The organism is Bradyrhizobium sp. PRIMUS42 (assembly GCF_023006515.1).
Taxonomy (GTDB): Bacteria; Pseudomonadota; Alphaproteobacteria; order Rhizobiales; family Xanthobacteraceae; genus Bradyrhizobium.
The window spans coordinates 1-903 of record NZ_JALBGZ010001302.1; the positions used below are offsets into that span (position 1 = coordinate 1).

Sequence of the window (903 nt, forward strand, 5' to 3'; positions counted from 1 at the left end):
ACACGCGCGAGCGCGAGTCGATCTGCAGATTGCGATGCGCGGCCTCGATCACCACGCTCTCGGTGAGCGCGCCGAAGAAATCGCGGCGGACGTTGCGCTCGGCCGGGCGCGGCCGGATCTCGACATGATGCGAGATCAGCTCCTGGCCGCCGCCGCTTCTCGGCTCCAGCCGCAAGGTGCAGCGGGCGAAGCTGACCGGATTCTCGTATTCGTAGGTGGTGACGTGACGGATGTCGTAGATCACGCCAGCCCCGTCAGCTTTTCCGGCCGGCTGGCATTGGGGCCATGCGGGAAGTAGTGCTGCCCGATCGCCTCGGCGAGGCTGAGCAGATCCTGTTCCAGCGCGAACAGCGTCTTGACCTCGAGCTTCTCGGCCTCAGCCGTTGCAAGCATTGCCTGCATTGCCACCGCAAGCCGTTGCGGCTTCTCGATCAGGCCGTGCTCCTTCAGGCTCGGCAGCGCGGCAATGTGCTCGTTCAGCGTCGTCACCTGGAACGCCACCGAACGCGGATTGTAGCCGTCGAGCACGGCGAGGTCGCGCACCGGCGCCAGGATCGGCGCCAGCAGATAACGCGAGCGGTAGGTGATCTGGCAATCCACCAGCGTCAGCAGGATGTCGAGATCCTCGTCGCCGGCCTCGTCATAGGCGAACTGGCGGGTGAAGCGCGTGGTGTTGATGGCGCGCTCGGTGCGGCGTCCGATGTCGAGGAAGCGCCAGCCGGCGGCGCGGTTCATGTTCTCCTGCGCAAGGCCGGCAAAGCTTGCAAGCTCCTGCAAGGTCAGCTCGGCCGCGCTCAGCACGCTGTCGTCGCCCTCGACCTCATAAGCGAGGCGCTCGGCCATCTCGGTGATGACCTGCCAGGCATCCGGCGACAGCCGCTCGCGCAAGGAGGTCGCGGTGCG

General features: G+C 66.4%; 2 protein-coding genes. Both read right to left on the reverse strand.

Annotated features, from left to right (window positions below; translation table 11 throughout):
• Window positions 1-244, reverse strand: a 244-nt coding sequence (locus MOV75_RS39880) for a transglutaminase N-terminal domain-containing protein (RefSeq protein WP_309487017.1), incomplete at its 3' end; no start/stop codon positions are given.
• The coding region (locus MOV75_RS39885) for an alpha-E domain-containing protein (RefSeq protein WP_247008338.1) at window positions 241-903 on the reverse strand (663 nt) is incomplete at its 5' end. The genes MOV75_RS39885 and MOV75_RS39880, both read right to left, overlap by 4 nt.